The organism is Rahnella perminowiae (assembly GCF_019049755.1).
GTDB classification, from domain to species: Bacteria; Pseudomonadota; Gammaproteobacteria; order Enterobacterales; family Enterobacteriaceae; genus Rahnella; species Rahnella perminowiae.
Genome location: NZ_JAFMOS010000373.1, coordinates 1 through 6,487 on the forward strand (window position 1 = coordinate 1; position 6,487 = coordinate 6,487).

General features: G+C 49.9%; 9 protein-coding genes. 4 read left to right on the top strand and 5 right to left on the bottom strand.

Annotated elements, in window-relative coordinates; translation table 11 throughout:
• Nucleotides 1-154 precede the first annotated feature (154 nt).
• Genes minE through minC form a run of 3 tightly spaced genes read right to left on the bottom strand, consistent with a single transcriptional unit; the run spans nt 155 to nt 1,954 of the window.
• A complete protein-coding gene (minE, locus tag J1785_RS04575) occupies nt 155-424 on the bottom strand; it encodes a cell division topological specificity factor MinE (RefSeq protein WP_112290033.1) in 270 nt (89 codons plus the stop codon).
• Between the two features lie 3 nt (nt 425-427).
• Nucleotides 428-1,240: a septum site-determining protein MinD gene (gene minD, locus J1785_RS04580; protein ID WP_013575324.1), complete on the bottom strand. Its 813-nt coding sequence runs from the start codon at nt 1,238-1,240 to the stop codon at nt 428-430.
• 24 nt (nt 1,241-1,264) lie between these two features.
• Entirely contained in the window at nt 1,265-1,954 is a 690-nt protein-coding gene (gene minC, locus J1785_RS04585; RefSeq protein ID WP_129951113.1) for a septum site-determining protein MinC, read from the bottom strand.
• 136 nt (nt 1,955-2,090) lie between these two features.
• Between minC and J1785_RS04590 the strand changes: the two genes are divergently transcribed.
• The 4 genes from J1785_RS04590 to J1785_RS04605 all read left to right on the top strand — a co-directional run bounded on the left by J1785_RS04590 (nt 2,091) and on the right by J1785_RS04605 (nt 4,889).
• On the top strand, nt 2,091-2,363 hold the full coding sequence (locus tag J1785_RS04590) for a YcgL domain-containing protein (protein WP_129951114.1): 273 nt from the start codon (nt 2,091-2,093) through the stop codon (nt 2,361-2,363).
• A 122-nt stretch (nt 2,364-2,485) separates the two neighbouring features.
• Entirely contained in the window at nt 2,486-3,649 is a 1,164-nt protein-coding gene (locus tag J1785_RS04595) for a lytic murein transglycosylase (RefSeq protein WP_217218911.1), read from the top strand.
• A gap of 26 nt (nt 3,650-3,675) precedes the next feature.
• Nucleotides 3,676-4,332: a fumarylacetoacetate hydrolase family protein gene (locus tag J1785_RS04600; RefSeq protein WP_217218912.1), complete on the top strand. Its 657-nt coding sequence runs from the start codon at nt 3,676-3,678 to the stop codon at nt 4,330-4,332.
• Between the two features lie 107 nt (nt 4,333-4,439).
• Nucleotides 4,440-4,889: a YcgN family cysteine cluster protein gene (locus tag J1785_RS04605; RefSeq protein WP_129951117.1), complete on the top strand. Its 450-nt coding sequence runs from the start codon at nt 4,440-4,442 to the stop codon at nt 4,887-4,889.
• 79 nt (nt 4,890-4,968) lie between these two features.
• Here the strand turns inward: J1785_RS04605 and iraP are convergent, their stop codons facing one another.
• Nucleotides 4,969-5,310, bottom strand: a complete 342-nt coding sequence (iraP, locus tag J1785_RS04610) for an anti-adapter protein IraP (protein ID WP_129951118.1) — start codon at nt 5,308-5,310, stop codon at nt 4,969-4,971.
• A gap of 114 nt (nt 5,311-5,424) precedes the next feature.
• Nucleotides 5,425-6,486 (bottom strand): AI-2E family transporter, encoded by a 1,062-nt coding sequence (locus tag J1785_RS04615; RefSeq protein WP_338020336.1) that lies wholly within the window; start codon nt 6,484-6,486, stop codon nt 5,425-5,427.
• Nucleotide 6,487 lies beyond the last annotated feature (1 nt).

Below are 6,487 nucleotides of genomic sequence, written 5' to 3' on the forward strand. Positions count from 1 at the left end.
AAACAGAGGGGAAATGAGCTTCTTACATGGATATATATACAGTGATTATTTGCGGCGCAGAGACAATAACAGAAGGGATCGAGATAAAGGGCAGTAGCCCCCTGCGGTAACAGGGGGCGCTATACTGAAAAAAACACCTGCAAACAAGCTGCTGTCATTTAGGCGCTTCTTCTGATTCAGGCAGGGTGACGTTAAGTTCCAGTACGGAAATATCGTCACCTTTTTGCTCGAACTGAACCTGCAGCATTTCGGGGTCAATCTTAATGTACTTACAGATGACCGCCAGAATGTCTCGTTTCAGTTCAGGCAGATATGATGGTTCACTATCCCCTCGACGCCGTTCGGCTACGATGATCTGTAGCCGTTCCTTGGCTATATTGGCTGTCGATTTTTTGCGGGACAGAAAGAAATCTAACAATGCCATGGTTTATCCCCCAAAAAGGCGTTTCAGGAAACTCTTCTTCTCTTCCTCAATGAAACGGAATGCGCGTTCTTCCCCAAGCAGACGGCTGACAGTATCGTCATACGCTTTCCCTGCATCAGATTCCTGATCCAGAATGACCGGCTCGCCCTGGTTGGACGCACGCAGTACAGACTGATCTTCCGGAATAACGCCGATCAGAGGAATACGCAAGATTTCCAGCACATCTTCCATGCTCAGCATGTCGCCACGGCTGACACGGCCCGGGTTGTAACGGGTAAGAAGCAGATGTTCTTTGATAGGCTCTAAGCCTTGTTCCGCACGACGGGATTTTGAAGACAAAATGCCCAGAATGCGGTCGGAGTCACGAACGGACGAGACTTCAGGGTTAGTAGTAATCACGGCTTCATCGGCGAAATACAACGCCATCAGTGCGCCGGTTTCGATGCCCGCCGGAGAATCACACACGACGAAGTCAAATTCCATTTCGGCTAAATCGTTGAGGATTTTCTCTACGCCTTCGCGGGTCAGTGCGTCTTTGTCGCGGGTTTGTGAAGCCGGAAGAATGAACAGGTTTTCGGTGCGTTTATCTTTGATAAGCGCCTGATTCAGCGTGGCATCACCCTGGATCACGTTAACGAAATCATAAACCACCCGGCGCTCACAGCCCATAATCAGGTCGAGATTACGCAGACCGATATCAAAATCGATAACAACAGTCTTTTTGCCTTTTTGAGCTAAACCGGTAGCAATGGCCGCGCTTGAAGTGGTCTTGCCAACGCCCCCTTTACCCGATGTAACAACTATGATGCGTGCCATGAATGGATTCCTTGTCAAAAGGGCTTAGTTTAAAGGTTGTATGGTTAACACATTATTTAACAGGCTAAGGCGTGCAGCCTGACCGAGATAATCGGCCGGGATTTGATCACTCAGCCAGTATTGCCCTGCGATAGAGACGAGTTCAGCGCCTAGCTGCGTGCAAAAGATCTGACAATTTGCATCGCCTGCGGCGCCAGCCAGCGCTCTGCCTCTCATCATGCCGTAGATATGGATATTGCCATCGGCAATCAGCTCCGCACCTGCGCTGACACTGTTGGTTATGATGAGGTCGCTGTTACGGGCATAAATTTGTTGGCCGGATCTGACCGGGGTACTGACAATGCGGGTTTTAGCCGGGGCATTGTCGGGCACAACAGGAGCCGGTGGTTCTGAGGCGATACGCTGTGCACGGCCTTCACTCAGCAGCGGTAAGCCGGTGCGGGAAAGTGCGCGTTTTTGCGCTTCATCTTTGCAACCACTGATGCCAACAATGCGAAAGCCTGCAGAAGCGACAGCCTGTTGAATGTCTTTCCAGTTTGCTTCACCGTTCAGCGAGGCAACGTTGATAACAACAGGGGCATTTTTCAAAAAAGCAGGCGCTTGCTCCACTTTTTCCTGTAATGCCTGATAAATAACCTCAGGTTGTGAACTATGTAAATGAACAACCGATAAGGTAAAACTGCTGCCTTTTAGTTCTATTGGCGATTGTGACATCTATCCTGACTCAGTCTCAGCAACTCTAAATCCCCGGAATACCACTCGGGGGGCGATATTCCGATGTACGATAAGCATGTTATAGTTACAGTTATATCTAGGCAAGCCACCGTTTCAATAAAATAGAGTTAAAAAAATGCTTTGTGTGATCTATAGAAGTACTAAACGCGACCAGACTTATCTGTATGTCGAAAAAAAAGACGATTTTTCCCGTGTACCTGAAGAATTACTGAAAGGTTTTGGCGTGCCACAATTTTCAATGATGTTAAACCTGGCGAACCGTGAAAAACTGGCCACGGCGGATATTGCTAACGTGCGTCAGTCGCTGGAAGAACAGGGTTATTATCTGCAAGTTCCGCCGCCGGCAGAAAGTTTATTGAATATTCATCTTAACGACGCCAGTAAATAACGTATTCCTGACATTTGTTACGGCAATCCTCGAACTTTCGGACGGCATGACTTGCATTCAGGGTTGTCGTGCTCAAAGCTTAGAGTGATGAATCACTTGCAGAAGTCAAAAGGAAGAAATTGATGAAATTGTCGGCACTGGCCGTGTTAACACCGCTGATCATCCTCAGCGGTTGTGCAGCACAGAAAGCTACATCAGAGCAAACTCCCGCCCCGTCCACTACGGCTAACCCGCCAATTGCCGCCGCACCGGCAGCGCCTTCAGGCAAAACATCTCTGGCTGAACAGGGGCGGGATCCTGCTGAATTTCCGGCTTATGTCGAACAACTCAAAGCACAAGCCCGCACACAAGGGATCAGCCAGCAGACAATAGACAGCACCTTCGCCAACATTCATTTTGTTGACCGCGTGATCAATTCAGATCGCAATCAGCTCGAAAAGAAAATTACCCTCGACGATTATCTGACCCGCGTTCTGCCTGAGTGGAAAATTAAGCAGGGACAGGAGCAGTTTCAGCGTAATTTGCCTGCGCTGACCCGCGCCAGCGACCGCTATGGCGTTCAGCCGCAGTACATTGTGGCGTTATGGGCTATGGAAAGCAGCTTCGGGAAAATACAGGGTAAAGAAGATGTCTTCTCCGCGCTGGCCACCCTGGCTTTCGAAGGGCGTCGTGAAGCGTTCTTCACGAAAGAATTTATGTCTGCGCTTAAAATTGTCGATTCAGGACACGCCACCAGCGATATGATGAAAGGTTCCTGGGCAGGTGCGATGGGACAGTCGCAGTTTATGCCAAGTTCTTATCTGACCTACGGTGCTGACGGTAACGGCGATGGCAAAATAGACATCTGGAAAAACACCGATGATGTTTTTGCCTCTACAGCCAATTATTTAGCAAAAGAAGGTTGGAAGGGCGATCAGGGCTGGGGTCAGGAAGTGAAATTACCGGCTAACTTTGATGGCGCTCTGGCGGGGCTGAAAAACAACCAGATGCATCCTGCCAGTTACTGGCAGCAGCGCGGCGTAACGCAGGTTGACGGCAGCCCGCTGTTCTCGACAGCCACCCGTGCATGGATTATCACACCGGATGATACGCAGGGGCGCGCATTCCTGGTTTACGATAACTTCCGCACGATCATGCGCTGGAACCGTTCAACCTATTTCGCCCTGAGTATCGGCATGATGGCCGATGCCATTACGGGCGCTCAGGTGCCGGTGATTTCCGGCGATTCCGCTCCGGCACCTGCTGCACCGTTAGCGCCGGCACCGCATAACCCGTTCAGCGGCTGAAATTCCTAACCTCAAGGAGGGGCTGTATGTACCAACACAGAGACTGGCATGGCGCGTTACTGGATTTCCCGGTCAACAAAGTAGTGTGTGTCGGCAGTAACTATGCCGATCATATTAAAGAGATGGGCGGGAAGAAAGCGGCGGAACCGGTGCTATTTATCAAGCCGGAAACCGCCTTATGCGATTTTCGTCAGCCCATTGCCATTCCGAAGGATCTGGGTTCGGTACATTATGAAATCGAGCTGGCAGTGCTTATCGGCACACCGTTGAAGCAGGCGACGGAAGATCGTGTCGCCAATGCTATCGCCGGTTACGGGCTGGCGCTTGATCTGACGCTGCGGGATTTGCAGACGGCGTTCAAACAAGCCGGACAACCCTGGGAAAAAGCCAAAGGGTTTGACGGTTCCTGTCCGATGAGCGGATTTATTCCGGTGAGCGAATTTGGTGATGCACAACAGGCTGAACTCCGGTTAGAGATCAACGGAGAAATCCGTCAGGTCGGGAATACCCGCGATATGCTGACACCGCTTCTGCCGCTGATTGCCTATATGAGCCGCTTCTTTACGTTGCGTGCGGGTGACATCATTCTGACCGGTACGCCACACGGCATCGGCCCGTTAAAAGCGGGTGACGAAATTGTGGCTACACTTAATGGTAAACAGGTTAACTCACGCGTGATCTGACGGTGTTTCTCCTCTCCGCCGGAGCTGTTTTCCGGCGGCTTTACTTGCATCTGCAGGCTAAAGCGTCTATATAAGCACCCTCATTTTCTCTATACCGGATGCACATCATGACTGAACCCGCTTTTTGGCAGCAAAAAACGCTGTCTGAAATGACCGACGAAGAATGGGAAGCATTGTGCGATGGCTGCGGACAATGCTGCTTGCATAAGCTGATCGATGAAGACACCGATGAAATCTACTTCACCAACGTTGCCTGTAATCAGCTCAACATCAAATCGTGCCAGTGTCGCAACTACGAACGTCGTTTCACGCTGGAAGAAGATTGCATCAAACTGACCCGCGAAAATCTGACAACCTTCGACTGGCTGCCGCCAACCTGCGCCTATCGTCTGATCGGTGAAGGACGCCCGTTGCTCCCGTGGCATCCGCTGTTGAACAAAGCATCAAAATCAGCCATGCACACGGCACAGATTTCCGTACGCTACATCGCTGTGCGTGAAGATGACGTGGAAGACTGGCAGGATCACATCCTGAACAAGCCAAGCTGGGCGAAATAAGCTGATTTTGTCCGTCATCAGAAAGCAAAAAGCCCCGGCAATTTATGGCCGGGGCTTTTTTATTACCGATGCTTTTACACTAGATCCCGGAGTCGGGTGTGACACCGTTCATGGCACTCAGTGCTTCAGCATCCAGCTCCGGATCGGCTTTATCAATCAGCCGGGTTAGTTCAATAAGTGCCTGGAATTGTTCGAACAAAATCGTCGCGTCTGATTTAAGCATCTCATCAGCAGAATCGAGCACTGAATTGATGGCTTTATTGACGCTTTCGATAGTTTCCTGGGGGCCGCCATTTTTACCAAGCGTTAAAAATACAGCACTCAGCAAAAGGGACTGAGCCTCAACCTGAGCGGTAAGTTGCTTGGAATCAGCTTCCATCCTGGAGATCTTTGCGACCATACTTAAGATGATATTTTTCATTCATTGCCCCTTCAGACAAAGAGTATTTGTTGCTTCTTATTTCTACGCCAGGTTATGAAAACTTCATAATCATATTTGGTAAAACTCAGCGGATTGTCGAAGCCGCTGAGAACATCAGGCATCAGGACGCTTTTTCCCTTCTTCGATAAAATCTTCATCAATCTCATCGGTATTATTCTGATGATCTCTGCCGGAAAGAATGTTCCAGCAGGCGATGAATAATGCTGCAATCAGCGGACCAATCACGAAGCCATTGATGCCATACACTTCCATGCCACCCAGGGTGGTGATCAGGATAAGGTAATCCGGCATTTTAGTGTCTTTACCGACCAGTAACGGGCGTAAGACGTTATCCACAATGCCAATCACCACAACGAAGAAGACCACAATAAAGATCCCCTGCCAAAGCATGCCGGACGCGAAGAAATAAATCGCTGCGGGTACCCAGATAATGGCCGATCCCACTGCCGGAATGATCGACAGGAACGCCATCAGCGCGCCCCAAAGCAGACTTCCGTCCAGACCGGCGATGTAAAATGCAACACCGCCCAGCGCACCCTGTACAATCGCCACCACAACGGTCCCTTTTACTGTCGCGCGCGAAACTGCTGCAAACTTCATAAACAGGTGATGCTTCACATAGCGTGACAGCGGCAGCGTGGCGAGAGTCATATTGACCAGATAAGCGCCATCTTTGATCAGGAAGAACAAGATATACAGCATGATGCCGAAACCTACGACAAAGCCGAACGTGCTCTTACCTATCACGAAAACACTCCCGGCAAGATACTGGCTGCCCTGAAGTGCTGCATCAGAAAGTTTTTTCTGGATCTCCGCCGTGCTGTCGAGATCGTTATCCGACAGGAAGTGTCGTGCCCACCGTGGTAAATGGTGGATAAAATCCGCCAGGATCACGGGTAACTGTGTCTGATTTCCCTGCAGTTTGGTGTAAACCGTATTGAATTCAAGCGCCAGCGACGAGGTTATAATCGCCAGCGGTGTGAAGACAATCAGACAAATAATCAAAACGGTCAGCAGAGAGACGATACCGTTACGATCGCCGACCACCTGTTTAAGCCGGTTTTTTAGCGGATTGAAGATGACAGCAAGAATAATTGCCCATAGTACGGAAGAATAGTAAGGCCTTAATACATCAAAAAAAGCCAAAGTTACGATA